19 protein-coding genes are annotated in these 21,593 nt (G+C 70.1%); 7 read left to right on the plus strand and 12 right to left on the minus strand.

Annotation, left to right across the window (positions count from 1 at the left end; translation table 11 throughout):
* Positions 1 to 6: 6 nt before the first annotated feature.
* Positions 7 to 216 (plus strand): hypothetical protein, encoded by a 210-nt coding sequence (locus tag TBR22_RS17845; protein WP_239489202.1) that lies wholly within the window; start codon positions 7 to 9, stop codon positions 214 to 216.
* Between the two features lie 186 nt (positions 217 to 402).
* On the opposite strand, the gene TBR22_RS17850 is transcribed toward TBR22_RS17845, so the two are convergent.
* The 5 genes from TBR22_RS17850 to TBR22_RS17870 all read right to left on the minus strand — a co-directional run bounded on the left by TBR22_RS17850 (position 403) and on the right by TBR22_RS17870 (position 3,893).
* Entirely contained in the window at positions 403 to 1,260 is an 858-nt protein-coding gene (locus TBR22_RS17850; RefSeq protein ID WP_239489203.1) for an acyl-CoA desaturase, read from the minus strand.
* A 24-nt stretch (positions 1,261 to 1,284) separates the two neighbouring features.
* Positions 1,285 to 1,563 carry a hypothetical protein gene (locus TBR22_RS17855; protein ID WP_239489204.1) on the minus strand — a complete coding sequence of 93 codons (279 nt, stop codon included), beginning with the start codon at positions 1,561 to 1,563 and terminating at the stop codon, positions 1,285 to 1,287.
* Positions 1,564 to 1,898: 335 nt separating this feature from the next.
* A complete protein-coding gene (locus TBR22_RS17860) occupies positions 1,899 to 2,441 on the minus strand; it encodes a TlpA disulfide reductase family protein (protein WP_239489205.1) in 543 nt (180 codons plus the stop codon).
* A 40-nt stretch (positions 2,442 to 2,481) separates the two neighbouring features.
* Entirely contained in the window at positions 2,482 to 3,231 is a 750-nt protein-coding gene (locus tag TBR22_RS17865) for a hypothetical protein (RefSeq protein WP_239489206.1), read from the minus strand.
* 29 nt (positions 3,232 to 3,260) lie between these two features.
* Positions 3,261 to 3,893, minus strand: a complete 633-nt coding sequence (locus TBR22_RS17870; protein WP_239489207.1) for a sigma-70 family RNA polymerase sigma factor — start codon at positions 3,891 to 3,893, stop codon at positions 3,261 to 3,263.
* A 254-nt stretch (positions 3,894 to 4,147) separates the two neighbouring features.
* Here TBR22_RS17870 and TBR22_RS17875 point away from each other — a divergent pair, with 254 nt between their 5' ends.
* The gene (locus tag TBR22_RS17875) at positions 4,148 to 7,294 is read left to right on the plus strand and encodes a hypothetical protein (protein WP_239489208.1); all 3,147 of its coding nucleotides are present in this window, start codon (positions 4,148 to 4,150) and stop codon (positions 7,292 to 7,294) included.
* Between the two features lie 136 nt (positions 7,295 to 7,430).
* On the opposite strand, the gene TBR22_RS17880 is transcribed toward TBR22_RS17875, so the two are convergent.
* Positions 7,431 to 7,985 carry a hypothetical protein gene (locus tag TBR22_RS17880; RefSeq protein WP_239489209.1) on the minus strand — a complete coding sequence of 185 codons (555 nt, stop codon included), beginning with the start codon at positions 7,983 to 7,985 and terminating at the stop codon, positions 7,431 to 7,433.
* A 164-nt stretch (positions 7,986 to 8,149) separates the two neighbouring features.
* On the opposite strand from TBR22_RS17880, the gene TBR22_RS17885 reads away from it, so the two are divergent.
* Entirely contained in the window at positions 8,150 to 8,599 is a 450-nt protein-coding gene (locus tag TBR22_RS17885; protein WP_239489210.1) for an acyl-CoA thioesterase, read from the plus strand.
* 167 nt (positions 8,600 to 8,766) lie between these two features.
* Here the strand turns inward: TBR22_RS17885 and TBR22_RS17890 are convergent, their stop codons facing one another.
* The 4 genes from TBR22_RS17890 to TBR22_RS17905 form a co-directional block, all read right to left on the minus strand.
* Positions 8,767 to 9,819 carry a VWA domain-containing protein gene (locus tag TBR22_RS17890; protein WP_239489211.1) on the minus strand — a complete coding sequence of 351 codons (1,053 nt, stop codon included), beginning with the start codon at positions 9,817 to 9,819 and terminating at the stop codon, positions 8,767 to 8,769.
* A 450-nt stretch (positions 9,820 to 10,269) separates the two neighbouring features.
* Positions 10,270 to 11,811, minus strand: a complete 1,542-nt coding sequence (locus TBR22_RS17895) for an aspartyl protease family protein (protein ID WP_239489212.1) — start codon at positions 11,809 to 11,811, stop codon at positions 10,270 to 10,272.
* An 84-nt stretch (positions 11,812 to 11,895) separates the two neighbouring features.
* A complete protein-coding gene (locus TBR22_RS17900; RefSeq protein WP_239489213.1) occupies positions 11,896 to 12,156 on the minus strand; it encodes a ferredoxin family protein in 261 nt (86 codons plus the stop codon).
* A gap of 20 nt (positions 12,157 to 12,176) precedes the next feature.
* Positions 12,177 to 12,935, minus strand: coding sequence for a helix-turn-helix domain-containing protein (locus TBR22_RS17905; RefSeq protein WP_239489214.1), 759 nt, complete (start codon positions 12,933 to 12,935; stop codon positions 12,177 to 12,179).
* Between the two features lie 231 nt (positions 12,936 to 13,166).
* On the opposite strand from TBR22_RS17905, the gene TBR22_RS17910 reads away from it, so the two are divergent.
* The gene (locus tag TBR22_RS17910) at positions 13,167 to 13,565 is read left to right on the plus strand and encodes a hypothetical protein (RefSeq protein ID WP_239489215.1); all 399 of its coding nucleotides are present in this window, start codon (positions 13,167 to 13,169) and stop codon (positions 13,563 to 13,565) included.
* Positions 13,566 to 13,653: 88 nt separating this feature from the next.
* A complete protein-coding gene (locus TBR22_RS17915; RefSeq protein WP_239489216.1) occupies positions 13,654 to 14,850 on the plus strand; it encodes a VCBS repeat-containing protein in 1,197 nt (398 codons plus the stop codon).
* A 91-nt stretch (positions 14,851 to 14,941) separates the two neighbouring features.
* Here TBR22_RS17915 and TBR22_RS17920 read toward each other — a convergent pair whose 3' ends face one another.
* Both TBR22_RS17920 and TBR22_RS17925 read right to left on the minus strand, forming a co-directional pair.
* On the minus strand, positions 14,942 to 16,093 hold the full coding sequence (locus TBR22_RS17920) for an aminotransferase class V-fold PLP-dependent enzyme (RefSeq protein WP_239489217.1): 1,152 nt from the start codon (positions 16,091 to 16,093) through the stop codon (positions 14,942 to 14,944).
* The gene (locus tag TBR22_RS17925; protein ID WP_239489218.1) at positions 16,090 to 16,839 is read right to left on the minus strand and encodes a DUF1499 domain-containing protein; all 750 of its coding nucleotides are present in this window, start codon (positions 16,837 to 16,839) and stop codon (positions 16,090 to 16,092) included. Before TBR22_RS17925 ends, TBR22_RS17920 begins: the two co-directional genes overlap by 4 nt.
* 127 nt (positions 16,840 to 16,966) lie before the next feature.
* Here TBR22_RS17925 and TBR22_RS17930 point away from each other — a divergent pair, with 127 nt between their 5' ends.
* Entirely contained in the window at positions 16,967 to 20,605 is a 3,639-nt protein-coding gene (locus TBR22_RS17930; protein ID WP_239489219.1) for a two-component regulator propeller domain-containing protein, read from the plus strand.
* A 54-nt stretch (positions 20,606 to 20,659) separates the two neighbouring features.
* Positions 20,660 to 21,586: a lipoyl synthase gene (gene lipA / locus TBR22_RS17935; RefSeq protein ID WP_239489220.1), complete on the plus strand. Its 927-nt coding sequence runs from the start codon at positions 20,660 to 20,662 to the stop codon at positions 21,584 to 21,586.
* Positions 21,587 to 21,593 lie beyond the last annotated feature (7 nt).

A 21,593-nucleotide genomic window follows, 5' to 3' on the forward strand; every position in this document is an offset into this window, starting at 1 on the left:
GACCCCATGGCTTCCTCTCGCCGATCGTTCCTGCTGCGCATCGACCCCGCCGTCCTGGACGCCGTCCAGCGGTGGGCCAACGACGACCTGCGCAGCCTGAACGGCCAGGTGGAGTTCCTGCTGCGTCGCGCCCTGGCCGACGCCGGCCGCGAGCCGCGGGCCGCGCGCGAGCGCGCCGATGGTGTCGATGAGGATGACGAGAAACGGTCGACGTGAACGTCGACCGCCACGAGCTGAGGGGATGCGCGCCTCGAGGCTCGTGGGCGCCGACCTTCAGGTCGGCGCGCGGGATCGTCTCGAGGCGTAGCTGCCGGCCTTGGCCGGCAGTCAGGGATCATTCGCGAATGATCGCTGACCGTCGCCCAAGGGCGACGGCTACCGACGTCACGCGTCAGGCGTCAATCACGCGTCGGCTTCGGCGGCTTCCGGATCGACGCGTGCCGCCGTCCGCTCACGCGCTTCGCGGTAGATGCGCTCCGGCACCGGCTGGAGGTCCCAGGCCAGGCCGAGCAGGCTCATCGCCTTGATCACGTACCAGGTCGGATCGAACTCCCACCAGTAGAAGCCGTTGCGCGCCGAACGCTGGTAGCGGTGGTGGTTGTTGTGCCAGCCCTCGCCGACCGCGAACAGCGCCGTGATGGGGTTGTTGCGCGACTCGTCAACCGTGTCGAACCGCCGCGAGCCGTACAGATGGTTGATCGTGTTGATCGCGAACGTCGCGTGGGCGAGCGTCATCGTCGGCAGCAGGAAGCCCCACGCGAGCCACTGCAAGCCGCCGTACAGGTACAACGCGATGGCCATCAGCAGCGGCGGCGCCCAGTAGTACTCGTCGAGCAGCCGCAGTTCCCGGTACTTGCCGAAGTCGCGCACCACCGGGTTGCTCTCCGGGAGGTGGTCGTGACGCATGTCGTTCAGGAACCAGCCGAGATGCGCGTGATAGAAGCCGCTGATGATCGGGCTGTGCGGGTCGCCCTCGCGGTCGGCGAACTTGTGGTGGGTCACGTGATGGCCCGCCCACCACAACGGCCCCTTCTGCATCGCGGCGCAGCCGATGAGGGCCCACACGAACTGCGTGACCCGCCCCATCCTGAAGGCGCGGTGGGCGAAGTAGCGGTGGTAGGTCAGCGTTAGGCCGATCGCGCGCAGGAAGTGCGAGACCGCCCAGAGGGCCAGCATGCCTGCGCTGAACGGCACGAACAGCACCAGGAGCGACGAGGCCTGGACGACCCAGAACAGGGAGGCCGTGATCTTCTTCTTCATGCAGCCGCGTGAAGGGGGGCGAGCCTAGCCCTCTTCTTCGTACTCTTCCTCTTCCGGGGGACCGAGTCGGGTGGAAGGACGCAGCGACTCGCGCGTGTCGAACAGCGGCAGGCCGGCCACGTGCAGCGTGGACGCGCACTGCGGCGACTTGTCGGCAACGACGACGACCACCGGGCTGCCTTCGACGCCCTCGCGGAACGTGATGCGGCACCCGCAGGCGAGCCGGGCGTGGGTGAAGCCTTTGAGCATCTGGTGCACTGCGCCCGACCGATGCCCCGCGACGGCGGGCCTGGTCGACGGCACAGGGCGATCATAGCACCCGCCTTCGCCCTTCGGGCTTCGGCGGGGCTCCGCCTCGGAACGCTGAACGCCGAACGGGCGGCTTGGGTCCCTCACGCCCGATAGGGTGCAGTCTCCCCTTCGGCTTCGCTCAGGGCAAGCGACCGCGCCGTCAGGCGAGCTCACGTACTAACGGCGGGGTGGGACACCCCGCCCTACCTTGGTGCGTGGCACAGCCCGCCCTACCTTGGTGCGCGGCACAGCCCGCCCTACCTCGGTATCGTGGGACACCCCCACCTACCCGACGTTCGGCGGTTCCCGACTCCCGACTCCCGACTCCCGATTCCCGACTCCCGTCCCTAGAGCAGTCGCTTGATTTCCGTCTCCATCTGCTCCTGCGAGGCCAGACCCATGTGGCGCTTGCAGATGGTGCCGTCGCGCTTGATCATCAGCGTCACCGGCAGGCCCCAGAACGGGCCGAACGCTTCCTGCACGTCCTCACGGTCGTTGGCGAGCAGCAGCGGGTAGTTGACCTTGTACTCGTCCTTGAACGGCTTGAGCAGGGCCGGGTCGTCGTCGATCTGCACGCCGAGGAAGGCCACGCCCTTGGCCCGGTACTGCTCCTGCAGCTTGACGAACATGGGCGTCTCGAACTTGCAGGGGCCGCACCAGGTCGCGAAGAAGTTCATCATCACGACCTTGCCCTTGTAGTCGGCCAGGTTGACCACCTTGCCGTCGACGTCCTTGACCTTGAAGGCGTAGTTGGCAGGCTTGGCCTTGGCCTCGCAGGCGACGGCCGGGGCCGCCGCCGCCGACGCCGAGGTCTCGGTCCCGAGGGGGATGAACGGCACCGCCGCCAGCCCGAGCCCGAGCGCGGCGACGCCGGCAACAATCCAGCGCATGTTCATACTGATTCCACCTTAACCCCTTCCGGGGGTGGTGTCACTCCGCGTCGCGGAATTCCCGGGCCAGGCGGGACAGGGTGTCGGGGGCCAGGTCGCCGACTACGGCGAACGACTGGTCGCCCTCGGCCCAGACCTCGGCGTGCTGGCCGAGGAAGTCGTGCGCGACGGTCTCGGCTCCCACCGGGTACTCGCTCCGCGGCATCACGAAGACCGACACGGTGTGCCCCTCGACCTCGTACAGCAGGTGGGCGAGGTGACCGTGGCCGTAGAGGCAGCGGCGCACGCCGACCAACGAGGCCTTGCGGGTGGCGGGCGGCGCCGGCACCTTCGGCGACCAGCCGTACTGCTGCGCCCACTCCTTCATCGCCTGCACCGGGTTCATCGTCGTTTCGGGCGACACCAGGCGTACGCACTTCAGGTGGTCGAGCGCGAGTTGGGCCGCCAGGACGGTCGACGAGGCGCTCGTGAGCCCGTAGCCGAGCACGCCCAGCAGGGCGAGCAGCACCGTAGCCGCCACCGGCATCCGCAGCGGCGCCCAGCGACGAACGGCCGGACGGGCCGGTCGCGTTGCGGCGATGCGGGCGCGGAGGGCGTCGGGCGCCCGGCCGACCAGCGTCGCGGCACGGGCCCGCAACAGGGCGTGCATCTCGCGCTGCGTCCGCAGGCTGCGCTGGCAGGCGCCGCATGCCGCGAGGTGCGCGGCGACGGCCGGCGCAAGGGGCTGTCCCTCGGGGGCTTCGGCAAGCTCCGTGAGCAGCGGGGCGATCTCGGTACAGGAATCCTTCATGGCAACGGTCACAGGCACGGTCTACTCCCCTACGACGACGCAGACGTGGCCGAGGCCCCCGTGGGGGGCGCGCCGGCGGTGGGGGCGGCCCCGCCGCGGGCCCGGGCCGCGACGAGGTGCTGATGCAATTGTTTCCGGCCCCGGGCAATCCGGGACATCACGGTACCGACGGGAATGCCGAGGATGCCGGCAATCTCCTGGTAGCTGCAGTCCTCGACGTCGCGCAGCCACACGGCCTCGCGGAACGCGTCGGGCAGGGCATCGAGTGCCTGCTGCAGGTCGCTGTCCATCGTCGACCGCAGCAGCTGGCGCTCCGGATTGTCGTCAGGAGCCTCGAGCGGCAGGCGCTCGACCACCTCGCTGTCGACGTCGACCGGCTGTCGACTCGCGCCACGCCGGTCGTTGCGGAACGTGTTGTGGAGGATGGTGAACAGCCAGGCCTTCAGGTTGGTGCCCTCGCGGAACTTCGGCGAGAAGCGCACGACCTTGAGGTAGGTGTCCTGCACCAGGTCCTCGGCCGCCGCGGGGTTGCGCGTCAGCTTGAGGGCCATGCCGTACAGGCTGTTCAGGTAGTCGAGCGGATCGGCCGCCGCGACCTCGTCGCGATCCTGGGCCCCGCGGATCACCCGGGGCAGCCAGCGGGAACCCGAAGGCAATGCCATGGAGGAGGACGGGCGGGGTTCCATCTCCACCCAGAACACCGAGGGGAGACGGTTTATTCCCGCACCGGGAACTGCGGCAGTATAGCGGCCTCGTGCGGCCACGTCGGCCGGAAATGCGTCAAACTGGGTTGGTGACGAGCCGTGCCGCTCTCGACGGATTGCCGGGTACCCCCAGCACGAGTACCATGACGCCATCCGAGCTGCCCAGCTTTGTGTCCAGCGCCCTGCCCTTTCGCACGACCCGAGGAGAATGCATGGAAACGCCGTTGCGTGCGTGGCGGCGCACCGCTGCCCTAGGCGTCCTGGTGGCGTCCCTGGCGGCGCCCGCGCTCGCGCAGACGCCCTTCGTGCCGTACTTCGGCAAGAACGAGGTCCGGTACGACTCCTTCAAGTGGCAGATCTACACGACCGACCACTTCGAGATCTACTACTACCCGGAGACCGAGCAGCACCTCGAACGGGTGGCCGGATACGCGGAAAGCGCCTATCAGAAGCTCTCCTCGGAACTGAAGCACGACCTGGCGTTCAAGATCCCGCTGCTGATCTTCAAGACGCAGTCGGAATTCCAGCAGCAGAACGTGATCCCGGGCGCGGTGAGCGAGGGCGTGGCGGCGTTTGCCGAGCCGACCCGCAACCGCATGCTGTTGCCGGTCGATGAGCCGCCCGACCAGCTCTACCGGCTGATCACGCACGAGCTGACGCACATCTTCGAGTTCGACATCATCCCGCGCTCGCTGGTGCGCCGTACGGTGCCCCTGTGGGTGGACGAGGGGCTGGCCGACTACATGGCCGGCGTCTGGCGCCCGCTCGACCTGATGACGGTGCGCGATGCGACGGTGGCCGACATCATCCCGAAGATGACCAAGTTCGAGGGGTACGGGCAGTTCACCAACCCGCGCCTGGTCTACAACCTCGGGCACGCCTGCTTCGAGTTCATCGAGGCCAAGTGGGGCAAGGAAGGCATCCGCCAGTACCTCTTCTCGCTGCGCAAGAGCGTCATCGGCGGCGGCGAGGCCGCGTACGAGGAGGCCCTGCGCGTCACGGCCGACGAGTTCGACCAGCAGTTCGAGAAGTACATGAAGGACCGGTTCAAGCCCTTCCGCGACAAGGAGCGCCCCGCCGACTACGGGCGCGACCTCGCGCCGGAGCGCGGCGAGACCAAGTTCACCGCGGTCCTGACCGTGGAGCCCTCGCCCTCGGGCGAGTTGCTGGCGGCCGCCGCCGGCAACGGCAAGGAAGGCGAGCTCGACATCGTCCTGCTGTCGACCAAGGACCGCACCGTCGTGCGCAACCTGACCCCCGGGTTCAGCAAGGACACCGGCTTCGAGTACATCGCGGTGCCCGGCGCGCGCTGGAACACCGTCCCCTGGATCTCGTGGGCGCCGACCGGCGACCGGATCGCCTATTTCGTCCGCACCGAGAAGCAGCGGTCGCTGATCATCCAGAACGTGGTGACCGGCAAGATCGAGAAGCGGTACTACCTGGCGACCGTCGACGCGCCGGAGTCACCGGAGTTCTCCAAGGACGGGCGCAAGATCTACTTCTCGGCCCTGCGCAACGCCATCGGCGACATCTTCGAGATCGACCTCGAGTCGAGCGAGGTCCGCAACCTGACCTCCGACGAGTTCGCCGACTACGCGCCGACGATCTCGCCCGACGGCACGTTCGTGGTGTACCTGGCGCGCATCAGCGGCAACGACAAGCTGTTCCGCCTCGACCTGGCGAGCGGCAAGAAGACGCAGCTCACCTTCGGCACGCAGGACGAGGCCGCGGCGCAGTTCCTCGACGCCAATACGCTGGTGTTCCCGTCGACGGCACTCGACCCGGCCGCGCCGGCCGATCCCGAGGTGGTCAAGAACGGGCAGATCTTCAACCTGTGGACGCTCGACCTCAAGGGCGGCGGGCTGAAGCAGTACACCGACGCGCTCACCAGCAACGTGTCGCCGGTGGTCCTCGGCAGCAACGAGGCCGACGGCCCGAAGGTCGCCTTCGTCACCTACTTCAAGGGCGAGTACGGCATCCACACGCTGAACCTGAAGGAGCCGATTGCCGCGGCGGCCTCCGCCGACTTCGGCGAGCCCGGCCCGGTGATCGACTTCCAGGCACCGCTGACGCACACGCTGATCCCGGCCAACAACCGGGTGAAGGGGCGGTTCGAGAAGATGTTCCTCGACGGCCGCCCGCCGATCAACGTCGGCGTCACCAGCGGCGGCGACCTGTTCGGCGGCACGGCGATCTCGTTCAGCGACGTGCTCGGCGACCAGAACTTCACGTTCTTCGCCGCCTCGGTGTCGCAGTACCGCACGTTCGCGGGCTCGTACACGAACCTGTCGCGTCGCGTGCAGTACTCCATCCAGGGGTACTCGCAGACGCAGTTCTACTACGGCCTCGTGCCGGGCTTCTACGACCCGTCGCTGACCTACTTCCTCGATCGCGACGACGCGATCGCGACCCGGTCGATCGACGGCGGCAGCATCTTCGCGATCTACCCGTTCAACCGCTACACGCGCCTCGAGATGTCGGGCGGCGTCTCCTGGTACCACGACGAGTTCGAGAACCAGCAGCTCGACGACTACTCGCAGCAGTACCAGCAGTCGGTGTACGGAACCACCGTGTTCAACGAGGGCCTGTCGGTGCCGCTGACCGTCGCCCTGACGCGCGAGACCACGGTCTTCCGCGAGTACGGCCCGCTGGCCGGCCACACGTTCCGCGCCTCGTACTCGATTGCGCCCAAGATCGGCAACTCGTTGTCGCGCCAGACCTTCGACGGCGACTTCCGGTACTACCAGCGGATCGGCACCAACGGCGTCGCGGCCTTCCGCTTCCGCGGCTTCAACAGCTTCGGCGACACGCCCGACTACTTCTTCTACGGCGGCAACTCGGAACTGCGCGGCTACGACTACCTGCAGTTTGTCGGCAACAAGGGCTTCTTCGCCAACGCCGAACTGCGGTTCCCGCTCATCGAGGCGATGCTGACGCCGATCGGCGTGCTCGGCGGGGTGCGCGGCGTGGCCTACGCCGGCATCGCCGGCGCCAGCCTGCTCGGACGGCCGACCACCACCGGCTTCAGCACGGGCGCGCAGACCGAGCAGTACAAGTTCGCCACGTCGGAGGCGACCACGGTGCAGCCGATCATCGGCTTCACGCAGGACCCGGCGACCGGCTTCCCGGTCGCGGTGTACGGCAACCCGGTCGTCATCGACGGGTTCCGGCTGCAGGACGGCCGCGCCTCCTACGGCATCGGGCTCGAGACGTTCCTGCTCGGCTTCCCGATCCACTTCGACTGGTCCTGGCGGACCCTGTTCAACCGGGACTGGGAAGACATCGCCTTCTCGTACCTCGGCGGCAGCGAGGAATTCCGCAAGCCGCGCTTCCAGGTGTGGATCGGGTACGACTTCTGACGGAAAAGGTAAGAAGAGTAGAAGGGTAGAAGGTAGAAGGCAGGGCGGGAAGGAAGAAGGAAGAAGGACGAAGGACGAAGGGTGAAGGGGCGGTGGCCGGTATTGGCCCCGCCCCTTTTCATGTCTCCGGATGGGGTCAGCGCGGAATGGCGTAGGCGCGTTCGCGGAGGGCGTCGGCTTCGGCTTGCAGGGCCTTGCGGCGGGGGGCACTGGTTTCGACGTGCTCGGCGTACGCCTCGAGGACCGCTGCCTTCTGCGTGAGGACGTCGCGTGCGCGCGGGTCGGTCTTCAGGACCTCGTCGAGCATCGACTTCGCCTCGTCGAGCAGCAGCCTGGCGTCCGGCCGCGCGACCCCGGGGCGCGAGGCCGCAGACTTGAGGAACATCGCGGCCTCTTCGCGCATTGCCGCGTCCCTGGGCACGTTCGCCCGCGCCGTGGCCAGCGCGGGCGGCACGAGATCACGCCGGCCGGCCGAGAGCAGCAGTTCGACACGCAGGTAGTGCGCCGCCGGGAACCACGGCTGCGTCGCGCTGTACTTCTCGTAGATGTCGGCCGCCTCCATGGCCTTGCCGTCCTTGGCCAGCGCCTCGGCCTGGCGCGTCGCCTGCATCCATCCTGGCGGCGTCGCCATCGGCCCCGGCACCACGGCGGCCTGCGCCGCCAGCAGCCACACCCACAGCATCCCGATCATCGGCATCCTCCCTCCGAGGGCCACGCCGGTCGTCCTTCTCCGGCCCGTCTTCGTCCTTCGGTCCTTCTTCCTTTATCCTTCGAGCAGTTTCTTCTGCCTTCTCCCCTTCTACTCTTCTTCCCTTGGCCCCAACAGCTCACTCCCCCGCCGCGTCCCTGACCGAGATGGTCCAGGTCGTCCTTCCCAACGACGCCAACCCCCTTGGCTACATCCTCGGTGGCACGGTGATGCACCTGATCGACATCGCCGGGGCGATCGCCTGCTTCCGCCATGCGCGGCAGCGGGTGGTCACGGCCGCCGTCGACGGGCTGCAGTTCCTGCACCCGATCAAGGTCGGCGACCTGATCATCCTGAAGGCCGAGGTCACCGCCACCTTCCGCACGTCGATGGAAGTGGAGGTGCGGGTGATGAGCGAGAAGACGCTCACCGGCGAGCGGATGCTCACCTCGCACGCGTACCTCACGTTCGTCGCCATCGACGCCGACGGGCGCCGTGTCGAGGTGCCCGACCTCGTGCTGGAGACCGACGCCGAGCGCCGGCGCGCCGAACAGGCCCGCGTGCGGCGTGATGCCCGCCTCGCCGCCAAGACCAGCCTCGCCGCGACCGAGTCGTAGCCGTTGCCCTTCGTCAGCCCCGAGGTCGTCGCCCTCGCATTTTCGCCGAGGTCGTAGCCGTCGCCCTCTCGCCGAGGTCGTAGCCGTCGCCCTTGGGCGACGGTCAGTGATGACTCACGACCGCCTCACCGTCGTCATTGACGAACGGCGCGGTGGGACACCGCGCCCTACCTGGTGAAGAAGCCCTGACGCGTCCTGACCGTCACGCCGGGCCGCGACACCGACACGCTCACCGGCACGAAGCGCGCCCTGCCGCGATCGTCGAACGTGCCGTCGGGCGGCACGTACGCGAGCACGTAGTACCCCTGCTCCACCGTCATCAATCGCGAGAGCAGGTCCGCCACGTCGTTGCTGGCGCGGAAGTAGAGGCCGCCGAGTTGGTCGGCGGCGGCGTGCAGCCCTTCGTTCAGCTCTACCCGCCCACCGCCACTGACCGAGACGACGCCGAGCACGTTGACCGCGTGCACCGTGACGCCGGAAGCGGCGGCGACCTGCCCGAGGCGACGGAACCGTGCCGCGACGTCGTTGTACCGCATGCCCTCCAGCACGCCCCACCATGTGCCCGACCCGCCGCCCGGCTCGACGTCCCGATCGTTCACCCGCAACGTGAGGTACTCGGACAGCAGCACCACGACCTTGCGCCCGGGCAACGGCTTCAGGTTCACGATCAGGGAGTTGAGGCTGCCCAGCGTCCCTTCGAGGAAGACACGGTCACCGCTCCCATTGCTGGCCCCGTGCGCACCCGACCGGCTCACCACGCCGCCGCGCCAGCGATTGACCTTGTAGCGCATACCCGCGACCGAGCTCAGCAGAGTCGATCGGTCTGCCGTGAGCCGGGTCGTTGGATTGCCCAGTTCCCCCGTGCGCAGCAGCCCGACCTCGACGCCCGGCGGTAGTTCCTTCGAGAAGAGCGCGCGCAGGCCGACCTTGACGCGGTCGAACGCGTCGGGGGACATCGCGAGGTCGTCGATGAGGAAGATCCAGGGTTCCCCGTCGACGAGCACCGGGGCGGGCGCGGCGGGCGCCTCGGAAGGCGATGGCGACGGAATGGCGGTCGCCGCAGCAGGCGCGGCGGGCGGAGCCGCGGCGGTGAGGCGCGTCTGGAAGCGCAGATCGCGCAACGGCACGGGCGTGCCGGCCTGGCGAACCGTCACCTCTTCCTTGCGGATGTCGGTGACCGCGCGCCCGTCCCTATCCACGAAGATCGCGTCGAACTGCACGATCTCGGCTGTTGCACGGAAGCCTGCCGGCTGGCTCGCGTCCTGAGCACCTGAACCGCCGGCGAGGAGTACGGACACGCCGACGACGAACGGAGCGACCCTCCATGAATGGCCAGGACGCATGGCGATGGTGGCTGTCCCTGTCCCGTCGGTAGCCGTGCCCTCACAGGGTTCGTAGCCGTCGCCCTAGGGCGACGGTCAGTGGTGATTCGATACCGTGCACGACGGCCGGCGCGGAGAGCGCCGACCTGGAGGTGGCTCTGCCTTCCCTGACATATTCCCTGACCGTCGGCCAACGCGCCGCGATGCGCGCCTCACCGCCAAGGCCAGCCTCGCCGGCACTTAGAGGTAGGGCGGCGTGTCCCACGCCGCCGTCATCGACCAACGGCGCGGTGGGACACCGCGCCCTACCTTCCGAGAAATCCGCCGTTACACGTCAGACGTCAAACGTCAATTGTCCAGCCGCATCAACCCCTCGTCGATGTCGAGGGTGACGGTGTACTTGCTGAGGAACTTGTGGCCGAGGATGCCGCCGAGCTCGTAGCCGAGGAGCACGCTCGGGGCGCGCAGGTTGAGCACCACCAGCGACGTCCGGGCCATGCGCACGTCGTCGACCTCGAGGTCGACGCCCGGGAGCAGGAAGGCATCGCGGTCCCAGCCCGAGGATCCGTACACGCGCAGCGGGATGCGGCGGAAGCGCCCGAGCTGCTCGAGGCCGACGGCGGCGGTGCGGCTGATCGAGATGGCCTGGCCGCCCGTGTCGACGACGAAGGCGGCGGGCCGATCGCCGTTGACGCGGCCACGCACGGTCGCGAGGCGATGCATCCAGAGCGGCGCTTCCATTGCGGGGGTGCCGGCGCCCGGAGCCTTCGGGAGGGCGCGCGCGACGTAGAGTTGCCGGGTGTCGTAGTCGACGCGCATCGACAGGCCCAGCGCCAGCGGCGAGAACGCGTCGATGTCGGCCGTCGGCCACTTCCGCAGCGGCGGGTCCTTGATCATCGTCGGCACGTGCTCGACCTTCAGGCTGCCGATCTCGAGCTTGTTGATGCGCGCCAGCTTGAGTCGGCGCAACCCGACGTCGCCGACACCGGCGCTGAGCGTCTCGGCCACCGAGTACACCTGCGCGCGCTGCGCGGCGTCTTCCGACAGCACCGTCATCTCCGCACCCGTGTCGAGCACGAGGTCGCGCGTCAGCCGGCCGTTGATCCGGGCCTTCACGAACAGCTTCTCGCGCTCGACGGTGAACGGGATGACGTGCACCGCGCCGGCGACCTCCGGACTCATCGAGATCGGCGGACGCTCGTCGAAGTGCCGGAGGAACTTCATGCGCGCCTTGGCGAGCTTGATCTGGTCCTTGAAGCCCTTCTCGGGCAGGTACTGCAGGTAGCGCTGCAGTTCCTCGGCCGCGACCTCGTACTTGCCGAGGCGCTCGAGGAAGTAGGCGCGGGCGTGGTGGTACTCGGCCACCTCTCGGTCCTGCTCGATGGCGCGCTCGACGGCGACCAGGGCATCGGCGGTCTTGCCGCGCGCGTCGAGGATGCGCGCGATGCCGTACAGGGCGGCCGGGTAGCGCGAGTCGAGGGTGAGGGCCGCGGTGTAGCGGGCGTTGGCTTCCTCGAAGTGGCCAGTGCTCCACAAGGTCTCGCCGTGCAGCGCGAGGTCCTCCGCGCCGACCGTCGACGTGATGAGGCTGCTGGCCTCCTTCTCGGCGCGCCCGAAGTCGCCGACGCGCAGCAACGCCCGCACCGCCATGCGGGTGGCCGGCACCTTGAGGTCCGGGTCGTAATCACGCGCCCGGACCAGGGCGGCCACGGCCTCCCGGTACTTGGCATCCTGGAACAACTGGGTACCGCGGGCCAGTTCGGCCTGGGCGGTCAGCGGCGCTCCGGCTTCGGGGACGCTCGTGGCCAGCAACACGGCCACGGCGACAGCCGAGAGCCCGCCCAGGAGGCGGGGGCTGACGAGACGACGAGGGGCGACGAGACGGGGCATGCTCACCATCCTGGCCGGCGCGAGCCGGCGGAAACTTCCCGTATAGGACAGCGTCGGACGCCGTCTCGTCCCCGCGAGCGGCGCCTATTTCTGGTAGTGCTGCGCGTTCTTCTCGATGTACGACTTCCACTGGTCGGGCACTTCGTCCATCGCGAAGATGGCCTCGACGGGGCACGCCGGCACGCACGCGCCGCAGTCGATGCACTCGTCGGGGTGGATGAACAGCATCTGCGCTGCCTCGTGATCCCCCTCGTCCTTCCGCGGGTGGATGCAGTCGACGGGGCACACGTCCACGCAGGCCGTGTCCTTGGTCCCGATGCAGGGTTCGGTAATAACGTACGCCACGAGTCCTCCTGAGAAAAGCCTTATTGCTGGGTGACCGGCTCGCGCCGGGCTGGCAACGCCGGCCCGACCTCGGCCGACAGGTATCCGAGCCGCACGGACGTCGCCCGTGCGAGGTCCCACGCCGCCGGCACGTGCGCATCGTGCAGCGGCCCTTCCCCGCGCCCGTGGGAGAACACCCCCACGCGCGCCACTTCCTGGCCCCGGTAGTCGCGCACCGGCGCGCAGGCGCAGTTCAGGCGGTAGCCATCGGCCGCCCCGTCGGCCCCGAACCGGCGCACCACCGCCTCGGAGTCGGCGACGTCGCCCGCCGCGCACAACCGCGCGCAACTGAGGCGTCGCTGCTGCCCTTCGGCGTAGAACAGCGAGCAATGCCCGGGCATCGGCTTGCCGTACGCCGTGTACATGGCGGCGGGCACGTCCTGCCCGCCCCACACGTAGGTCACCTCGCCGGCCGGCAACGAGACGAACGCACGAGCCGACGTCCGGGACGCGTACTCCCGCAGCGGCGGATACGCATGCAGCCGGAGTTCGGACCCGTTGAGGTACCGAAAGCTCATGTCGAGCAGCTTGAGGGTGAGCACGTACTGTCCGCCCTCGCCCTCCTGCCGCACGAAGCCGCGCCGCCGCAAGACGAGCAGCAGGCGATGCGCCGTGGCCGCAGGCAAACCGGCCTGCCGCGCGAGATCGCGCAGCGGCATCCCCGCGGGCTCCCCGCTCAGCACCTCCAGGAGGTGCAACGCCTTGTCTGCCGAGCTCTGGGCGGCCACTTTGCGTTCCATCAGGCGGAACGCCGTTCCGCCCAATGAAAGATACAGAGTGGGCCTGGTGGGAACAAGGCCAAATCCGGTCGGGGTTCGCTGTGGTGGCAATTTGAAATTTGGAATTTGAAATTCACGCGGCGAGGGCCTTTGGCCACTCGCCTCGGGATGTCGCGCGCGGCAAGGCCGGCAGCCGGCCGCCGACCAATTTCAAATTTCAAATTTCAAATTGCCACCGCGATAATCGGGCGCATGCACCACCGCCTCATCCGCACGGTCGCCTCCTGCGCTGCCCTGCTCGGCATGGCCGCATGTGGGGGTGGCAGTGGCTCCACGCCCACCACGCCCACGCCGCCCGCCGCGAGCGGGCCGACGATGACGATCGATGCCGGCGGCGTGCTTTCGCCCAAGGAACTCGTGGTGTCGCCCGGCACCCGCGTCCGGTTCACCAACCAGAGCAGCCGCGCCCGACAGGTGAGCTCGGACCCCCATCCCGAACACACCGATTGCCCCGAGATCAATCAGGTCGGCTTCCTTGCCTCGGGCCAGACCAAGGAGACCGGGAACCTCAACGTCGTGCGCACCTGCGGGATCCACGATCACGACGACCCGAGCAACGCCAACATGCGAGCGCGGATAGTCGTCAGGTAGGAGCCGGGCACCGGGCACCGGGCATCGGGCATCGGGCGCCGGGCGCCGGGCGCCGGGTGCCGGGAGATTACGCGTTACCCTGTCGCGCATGCAGCAGCGCTGGGCGTTCTCACTGGTGCTCGGACTGGGCCTGGGCGGCGCGTTTCTGGCGGCCAGGGGCTCGCAGTCCGCGGCCGTGCCGACCTTCACGAAGGTGATCCTCGACGGCGCGTTTCGCGCCGAGGGGGTCGCGCTGGCCGACGTCAATCGCGACGGCCGCATCGACGTGATGGCCGGCAACGCCTGGTACGCGGCGCCGGCAGCCGAAGCGGTCTCGGCGGCGGGAGCATGGAAGCGCCACGAGATCGCGCCGCTCGAGCCGTTCGACGCCCCGACCGGCTACTCCAACGCCTTCCACACCTTCGCCCTCGACGTGAACGGCGACGGCTGGCCCGACCAGATCGTGCTCGGCTTCCCCGGCGATCCCGCCATCTGGCGAGCCAATCCCGGGCCGCGCGGCGGCCAGTGGCGCGCGCAGCAGGCCACACCGACCACCGGCAACGAGTCGCCGGCGCTGGCCCGCCTGGTACGCGGACGCGGCCCGGTCCTGGTGATGGGCACGAGCGAGGAACGGTTGTCGTGGCTCGCGCCCGCGTCCTCGCCGTCGGCGCCCTTCGAGTCGCACCCGATCAGCACGCCGAAGCACCCGTCCGCCCATCGCTACGCGCATGGCCTCGGCGTCGGCGACCTCGATGGCGACGGCCGCGCCGACGTGGTCAGTACGCAGGGCTACTGGCTGGCCCCGGAGCGCCCCGGCGAAACGCCGTGGCCGTTCACGCCGGTCGATCTCGGCCCCGACGCCGCGCACATGGCCGTCTACGACGTGAGCGGCGACGGCCTGGCCGACATCGTGGCCAGCGCCGCACACCAGATCGGCGTGTGGTGGTTCGAGCAGCGCCGCACCGAGGCCGGCCGGACCTTCGTCAGGCACGCCATCGACGACAGCTTCTCGCAGTCGCACGCCCTCGACGTCGGTGACATCGACAACGACGGCATCGCCGACGTCGTCACCGGCAAGCGCCGATGGGCGCACGGGCCGACCGGCGATCCGCAGCCGAATGCGCCGGGCGTCCTCTACTGGTTCCGGCCGCGCCGCACGCCCCAGGGCGTCACGTGGACCAGGCACCTGATCGACGACACGTCAGGCGTGGGCAACCAGGTGGTGGTGGGCGACGTCGACGGCGACGGCCGCCTCGACGTGGCGAGCGCCAACAAGCACGGCGTGTTCGTGTTCCTGCAGCGGTAGCGCGCTGCGCCGTCGTAGCCGTCGACATTCATGTCGACGGTCAGTTGCGCGTCGAGCTGAAGCTCGACGCCCACGAACCGATGATGCGCATTCAGCTGGCGTGCACGAGGTCGTCCATCACGGCCAGCGCCGCGTCGATCTCCTCGTCGGTCGTGTAGAAGTGCGGCGCCATCCGGATGCCCGCGTTGGGGCGATGGTCGATGATCACGCCGCGCGCGAGCAGGTCGGCGGCCACGCGCGCGCTGTCGGGCACGTCGAGCGTCACCGTCCCGCCCCGCCAGGCGTCGTCCTGCGGCGTGCGCACGCGCCAGCCGCGGGCGGCAGCGTGATCCATGATGCGGCGCGTCTGCCGCAACGACCTGGCGCGGATGGCCTCGACGCCGACCTCGTTGACGATCCGATAGCCGGCCTGCGCGATCATCCAGGCCGACACGTTCGGCGTGCCCGACGCGAAGCGCGCCTCGCCCTCGGCCGGATCGAGCGCCCCGGTCTCGAAGGCGAACGGCCGCGCGTGCGCCGCCCACCCCGTGGCGGCAGGCACGACCGCCGCCGCGACGTCGGGACGCGCGTACAGGTACCCGGCACCCGGCCCGCCACACAGCCATTTCACCGATCCGCCGACCGCGAAGTCCACGTCGAGCGACGTGAGGTCGAGCGGCACCGTACCGGTCGCCTGGTAGACGTCGAGCACCACGCGCGCGCCCACCGCGTGCGCCCGCTCGATGATCGGCCGCACGTCGGTGATGGCCGAACTCCGGAACAGCACCAACGAGCAGCAGACCAGCGCCGTCCGCTCGTCGATGCGGGAGAGCCATGGCTCGACCGGCTGCGTCAGCCCGTCCGGCGACGGCACGTACACGACCTCGGCGCCGTGGCGACGCCAGCCCTCGAACACGTACTGGTTGGTCGGGAAGTCGAGCTCGGCGACGACGAGGCGCCGGCGCGGGCCGGTGAAGTCCAGCGACGAGACGATCGCCGATTGCGCCACCGACACGTTCTGCACCATCGTCACGGTGCCCGCCGGCACGCCGAGCAACGGCGCGAGCAGGTCGCCCGTCTGCCGGCTCGTCTCCCACCAGCCCTCCGACCACGCCCGCACGCCACGGCTCGCCCACGCGTCGAGGAACGCGTCGGCCTGCGCCCGGGCAGCGCGCGGCATCGCGCCGAGCGAGTGGCTGACCAGGTACGTGCACGTGTCGAGGATCGGGAACTCGGCGCGCCAGCGCAGGAGCGGGTCGGTCATCGCATCGCCTCGAGGGTTCGGCGCAGGTCGTCGAGGAACGTCCGGATGCGGCGGGCGTTGGTGCCCAGGTCGCTGCGGCCGATGCGCGACTTCGAGCGCATGTCGACGCGGGTGCCGCCACGAGCCGCGGCGCGCAGCCGCACGACGATGTCGTCCTTGAACCGGAACCAGCGAGTCGTCGCCACCGCCTCGAGCCTGCCCTCCGCTTCGTCGTCGCCGACGATGGCCCAGCCGGCACGGGTCATGGCGGCCCGGACCGCCGCGTGGACGCGGGCCCGGTCGACGGGCGTCTCCAGCGGGCCGAGGTCGGGCCAGGCGGCGCGTTGCTGGGCGGCGACCTCCGGCCCGTCGTACTCGGGGGGATTCATGGCGCCCCGCCGGAGCGGCAGGACGTCGACAAACAGCGGCGGGTCGTCGGTGTCGGTGGTGATGTCGTGGATGGGAGGCACGGTGCGTCCGGTGCGGGCCCAGCCCGCGGGAACGGCGGCGGCGATGACGGTGCCGGCAAGGATGGCGCCGAGCGCCAGCCATGCGCTGCGCGTGAGCATGCGCCGCCAGCGCAGGGCCGTCAAGGCGAGCAGCGCGCCGAGCAGCTGGCCGGCCACCGCGGCAGCGACCAGCCGGAAGCTGCCGGCCAACGAGAGATAGCCCGCGTCGTAGCCCGGCCCGGCGGCAGCCAGCGCCAGCACCCCCGCGGCCAGCAGCACGGCAGCCGCGGTGAGGAGGACGCGTGGGGCGCGGGGCATGGCTCTTGGACCGGCAAGGTCGCGGTTCCGTTCCCGGGAGGCGCGGCGAGCGTTCTACACTCATGTGCCCGTCGAGCTGTCTCCCGCGGGGGGGACGTCCGTGCAGCCCGGCCGGCAATCCCCTGGCATGCCTGCCTCCTGCCGCCGCCTGCTCCTGATCTGTCTGTGGCTCGCCACGGGGGCGGTCGCGTCTGCGCAGCCGACGGCCCGCTTGATTGTCGATCACTGGCAGGTCGAGGACGGGCTGCCGCAGAACACCATCACGAGCATCGCGCAGGACGAGCAGGGCTATCTCTGGATTGCCACGCGCAAGGGCCTGGCGCGCTTCGACGGCGCACAGTTCACCTCCCCCGGCCGGGTCGGTGGCATCGACCTCGGCAACCTGCGCCTGACCTCGGTGCTCCCCGACGAGAACGGCGCACTGTGGGTCGGGACGTACGGATCGGGCGTCCTCCGGATCGCCAACGGCGACGTGCTCCGGTACGGGCGGGCCGAAGGCGTGCCGCACGACGTGGTCTGGGACCTTTCGCGGGACCGGCTCGGCCGCGTGTGGCTCGCCTCGTCGCGCGGCGCCCGCGTCTTCGAGGGCGGACGCTGGCAGGCCCCGCCGCTGCCGCCGGACCTGGCCACCGACGGCGTCAACGGCGTCTACCACGCACGCAACGGCCGCTTGTGGCTGGCCACCTCGCGCCACGGGCTGGTCGCCATCGCCGGCGACGGCACGGTGCGGCGGTATGGCCCGGCCGAGGGCGTCCCGAGCCAGGTGTCCTCGGTGGCCGAAACACCGGACGGCGCCATCTGGGCAGCCACCTCGCAGGGCGCCATCAGGATGCTCGACGAACAGGTCACCAGGTTCAGCACGGCGGAAGGGCTGCCCGTCGAGCGCGTGCTGCAGGTCCTGGTCGACCGTCGCGGCGTCGTGTGGATGGCGACGCACGGCGGTGGCCTCGTGCGCTACGACGGCGCGCGCTTCGAGTCGGTGCGCCGGGCGGAGGGCCTCACCAGTGACTACCTCATCGCCCTCACCGAAGATCGCGACGGCGCCCTGTGGGTCGGCACGCTGTCGGCAGGACTGAACCGTCTGGCCCCGGCCGCCCGCGAACTGCTCGACACCCGCGCCGGCCTGCCGCCGTTCCCGGTGACCACGGTCTACCAGCGCGGCCAGACCCGTCACTGGTGGATCGGCACGTACGGCGGCGGGCTGGTCAGCCTGCTGGAGGGGGTCGTGCGGGTCTACACGAAGGCCGACGGGCTGCCGAGCAACGCCATCACCACCGTCGCCGGCGGGACGGGCGACAGCGTGTGGGTCGGCACCAACGGCGCGGGCGCCTTCCGCTTCGAGAACGGCCGCGTCGTGGAACGGGTCGGGCCGGAGGTGACCGGCGCCTCGCTCCGCACCATCGAGGCCTCGCGGGGCGTCGTGTGGTTCGGGGGCAATGGGCTGGTGCGCTACGAGCACGGGCAGATGCGCCGGTACGGGGAGGCCGACGGCCTCAAGAGCCCCGAGGTGCGGGTCATCTACGCCGTCAATGACCGCGTGTGGGTCGGCACCTACGGCGGCGGCCTGCAGAGCCTCGAGCCCGACGGGCGCTTCGTCGACTACGGCGAGCGCGAAGGCCTGACCAACCCCTTCGTCACCTCCCTGCATCACGATCGATCCGACGTCCTCTGGATCGGCACCTACGGCGGCGGGTTGTTCGCCCTGCGCAACGGCCGCATCTCGGGCATCACCACTCGCGACGGCCTGCCCGACGACGTGGTGTTCGACGTGATGGAGGACAACCTCGGGCGCTTGTGGCTGACCGGCTCGCAGGGGCTGGCGGTGGTGCGGATGGCCGACGTCCACACGCGCCTGGACGGCCGCGGCGGCCTGTTATCGGTCACCCAGTACGGGCGGGCGGAAGGCGTGCCGGGCAGCGACGGCACCGACGGCAACCAGCCCCTGAGCTGGCTCGGCACCGACGGCCGGCTCTGGTTCGCCACCGTCGAGGGCCTGGTCGTCTTCGACCCGACCGAGGTCGCCGACCGGCCGCGAGCGCCGACCGTGGGCATCGACGGCGTGCGGGTCAACCAGCAGACCGTGCCGCTCACGGCCCTGTCGTCGCCCTTGCGTTCGCGTAACCTCGAGGTGACCTACAGCGCCCCCTACCTGGTCGGCGGCCGGGCGGTGCAGTACGAGTACCGCCTGAGCGGGCTCGACAATGCGTGGGTCGACGCCGGCACCTCCCGCGTCGCCGCCTTCACCAACCTGGCGCCGGGCGAGTACCACTTCGAGGTCCGGGCGCGGGCCCGCCGCGGCGAGCCTCCCGGCCCGGTGCGCACGCTCACCTTCACGGTGCCGGCGCGCTTCTACGAGACCCGCTGGTTCCTCGCGCTGGCGACCGGCCTGCTCGCGCTGGCCATCGTCGGCGTCGTGCGCTGGCGCCTGGAGCGCCTTCGCGCCGACCAGCAGCAACTGCAGCGACTGGTCGACGAGCGGACGGCGGCCCTGCGCCACGAGATGCTCGAGCGCGAGCGGGCCGAGCGGGAACGGCGCGTGCTCGACGAACGCATCCAGCAGGCGCAGCGGCTCGAGAGCCTCGGCGTGCTGGCAGGCGGGGTGGCGCACGACTTCAACAACCTGCTGGTCGGCGTGCTCGGCGAGGCGAGCCTCGCGCTGGCCGAGTTGGCGACCGACGCACCGGGGCGCCCGCACGTGGAGCGCATCGAGCGCGCCGCGCTGCGCGCCAGCGAGCTGACCTCGCAGATGCTCGCCTACTCGGGTCGCGGGCGGTTCATCGTGCTGCCCGTCAAGCTCGAGGGACTCGTCGAGGAGGTGCGCGAGTTGCTCGGCTCGGTGATCCCGCGCACCGTCACGGTCTCGCTCGACTTCCCGCGGCACCTCCCGCTGGTGGCCGGTGACCCGTCGCAGTTGCGGCAGGTGGTGATGAACCTCATCACCAACGCGTCGGATGCGATCGGTCCCGCCGGCGGCGAGATCCGGATCTCGGCCGGGATGCGCACGCTGCGGCCCGGCGAAGCGGCGACGTCGCACCAGCCCGGCGCCCTCGGCCTCACGCCGGGCGACTACGTGTGGCTCGAGGTGCGCGACAACGGCGTCGGGATGGACGCCGACACGCAAGCCCGGATCTTCGACCCGTTCTTCACGACCAAGCCGGCCGGACGCGGCCTCGGCCTGGCGGCCGTGCAGGGCATCGTGCGCAGCCATGGCGGCCGGATCCTGGTGTCCAGTCAGCCCTCGGTCGGGACCACGTTCACCCTGCTCTTCCCCTGCGGTCGCCCGACCGACGAGACCGAGCCCGTCGTGCCGCCAGCCGCCCCGCACGAGGCACCAACCGCGCCCGCTGCGCCGGTCGTGGCCGCCAGCGAGGCACCGGCCCTGCACGTGCTCGTCGTCGACGACGAGCGGCTGGTGCGCGACGTGGCGCGCGTCGCCCTCCGCCGGGCCGGGTACGTCGTCACCGAGGTGCCCACCGGCGAGGACGCGGTCGCGGCGTTCGACGCGCAACCGGACGCCTTCTCGCTGGTGGTGCTCGACCTCACGCTGCCGGGCATCCAGGGACGCGCCGTGCTCACCCACGTCCGCAGCCAGCGGCCCGACCTGCCGATCGTGCTGACCAGCGGGTACACGGCCGAGGAAGCCGGCGACCTCACCGCCGGCCCTCGCACGGTCTTCCTGCAGAAGCCCTGGCGCCCCGAGCAGTTGCTCCGGAGCGTGCGGGAACTGGCCAGCGAGCAGGCCGGGGCGGCCGCCGACCGCGGCTGACCCGCGTGCTACGATGACGAGGTGGGGTCCCGCCCGGGACGCCCGTCATCCCCCATGAGCACCGTCGCCCCGCTCCACGTGATCCGCCCGCGCCAGCCCAAGCCCGAGTGGCTGAAGGTCAAGGCGCCCGGCTCCGAGAACTACCTGCGCCTGACCAAGCTGATGCGGGGCCTCGGACTGAACACCGTGTGCGAGGAAGCGCGCTGCCCGAACATCGGCGAGTGCTGGCACCACGGCACCGCGACCTTCATGATCCTGGGCGACGTGTGCACGCGCGCCTGCGGCTACTGCGCCGTGGCCCACGGCAAGCCCGCGACGCTCGACCTCGACGAGCCGCGTCGTGTCGCCGATGCCGTCAAGGTGCTCGGGCTGCAGTACGTGGTGATCACCTCGGTCGATCGGGACGACCTGGCCGACGGCGGCTCCGGGATCTTCGCCGAGACCATCACGCAGACCCGCGCGCTCTCCCCCGGCTGCCGCATCGAGGTCCTGATCCCCGACTTCCAGGGCAAGGCCGACCAGTTGCAGACGGTGCTCGACGCGCGCCCCGACGTGCTCAACCACAATACCGAGACGGTGCCCCGCCTGTACCGCAAGGCGCGCAGCGGCGGCAAGTACAGCCGCACCCTCGAGTTGCTCGAGCGCGCCAAGGCCTACGCCCCGTCCATTCCCACCAAGACCGGCGTGATGGTCGGCCTCGGTGAGGAGAAGGCCGAGCTGGTCGAGGTGTTCCGCGACCTGCGCAACATCAAGGTCGACATCCTCACCATCGGGCAGTACCTCCGGCCGACCGAATCGCACCTCGAGATGGTGCGCTACTACACGCCCGAGGAGTTCCGCGAGCTCAAGGCGATCGCGCTCGACCTCGGATTCGGGCACGTCGAGTCCGGACCGCTGGTCCGCAGTTCGTACCACGCACACGAGCAGGCCGACAGCCTCGCCCAGGCCGGTGCGCCCGCAGGCGCCGCCGCCTGCCGCTAGCCCCTTC

It is taken from the genome of Luteitalea sp. TBR-22 (assembly GCF_016865485.1).
Lineage (GTDB): Bacteria > Acidobacteriota > Vicinamibacteria > Vicinamibacterales > Vicinamibacteraceae > Luteitalea.

Bases quoted from the DNA above. Each gene is read 5' to 3' on its own strand.
- TBR22_RS17845 (WP_239489202.1), top strand. From the start codon at position 7: ATGGCTTCCTCTCGCCGATCGTTCCTGCTGCGCATCGACCCCGCCGTC.
- TBR22_RS17850 (WP_239489203.1), bottom strand. From the start codon at position 1,260: ATGAAGAAGAAGATCACGGCCTCCCTGTTCTGGGTCGTCCAGGCCTCG.
- TBR22_RS17860 (WP_239489205.1), bottom strand. From the start codon at position 2,441: ATGCGCTGGATTGTTGCCGGCGTCGCCGCGCTCGGGCTCGGGCTGGCG.
- TBR22_RS17865 (WP_239489206.1), bottom strand. From the start codon at position 3,231: ATGAAGGATTCCTGTACCGAGATCGCCCCGCTGCTCACGGAGCTTGCC.
- TBR22_RS17870 (WP_239489207.1), bottom strand. From the start codon at position 3,893: ATGGCATTGCCTTCGGGTTCCCGCTGGCTGCCCCGGGTGATCCGCGGG.
- TBR22_RS17875 (WP_239489208.1), top strand. From the start codon at position 4,148: ATGGAAACGCCGTTGCGTGCGTGGCGGCGCACCGCTGCCCTAGGCGTC.
- TBR22_RS17880 (WP_239489209.1), bottom strand. From the start codon at position 7,985: ATGATCGGGATGCTGTGGGTGTGGCTGCTGGCGGCGCAGGCCGCCGTG.
- TBR22_RS17885 (WP_239489210.1), top strand. From the start codon at position 8,150: ATGGTCCAGGTCGTCCTTCCCAACGACGCCAACCCCCTTGGCTACATC.
- TBR22_RS17895 (WP_239489212.1), bottom strand. From the start codon at position 11,811: ATGCCCCGTCTCGTCGCCCCTCGTCGTCTCGTCAGCCCCCGCCTCCTG.
- TBR22_RS17905 (WP_239489214.1), bottom strand. From the start codon at position 12,935: ATGGAACGCAAAGTGGCCGCCCAGAGCTCGGCAGACAAGGCGTTGCAC.
- TBR22_RS17910 (WP_239489215.1), top strand. From the start codon at position 13,167: ATGCACCACCGCCTCATCCGCACGGTCGCCTCCTGCGCTGCCCTGCTC.
- TBR22_RS17915 (WP_239489216.1), top strand. From the start codon at position 13,654: ATGCAGCAGCGCTGGGCGTTCTCACTGGTGCTCGGACTGGGCCTGGGC.
- TBR22_RS17920 (WP_239489217.1), bottom strand. From the start codon at position 16,093: ATGACCGACCCGCTCCTGCGCTGGCGCGCCGAGTTCCCGATCCTCGAC.
- TBR22_RS17925 (WP_239489218.1), bottom strand. From the start codon at position 16,839: ATGCCCCGCGCCCCACGCGTCCTCCTCACCGCGGCTGCCGTGCTGCTG.
- TBR22_RS17930 (WP_239489219.1), top strand. From the start codon at position 16,967: ATGCCTGCCTCCTGCCGCCGCCTGCTCCTGATCTGTCTGTGGCTCGCC.
- lipA (WP_239489220.1), top strand. From the start codon at position 20,660: ATGAGCACCGTCGCCCCGCTCCACGTGATCCGCCCGCGCCAGCCCAAG.